Here is a 420-nt window from a genome sequence, read left to right on the forward strand (position 1 = left end):
CGTTATTGGAAAGTTATACACTTTGATGAAACCTAAACATTGGAAGTTAATGAGAAAGCTATCAATTGCTTATGTCGCAGCAGTTGCAGCTTTACTTTTAATTGAAATATTCGTATTCACCTTCGTGGACTACGGTCATAAACCGTCTAATTTTGTAGGTTGTTACGCCTATGACGCAATGCTTGTAGGGTTTAAATGTGTTGGGATACCAGCGTCTGAGTTCTTTTCTTTCGCTTTAAACTTTCCGCTTTATCACGTGTACATGCCGTTCTTCGTTTTATGGAATCCGCTTTTAGCTTTTGCGGCTATTGCAATGTATTCGCCAGTGGTTATGCTGCTTGTATCCAGTAACAAGGTTTAATCGGCACGTGTATAACAAAAAAATCAAGTTCGCCCGCTGCGCGGGCTGGGACGCAAACA

The 420-nt window shown here is 41.0% G+C and carries 1 protein-coding gene; it reads left to right on the forward strand.

The window, feature by feature from the left end:
* Window positions 1–361 (forward strand): hypothetical protein (locus ACX5KA_RS06005; protein WP_458730659.1); only part of this gene is annotated, 361 nt, incomplete at its 5' end.
* Window positions 362–420 lie beyond the last annotated feature (59 nt).

It is taken from the genome of Alteromonas alvinellae, assembly GCF_902705805.1.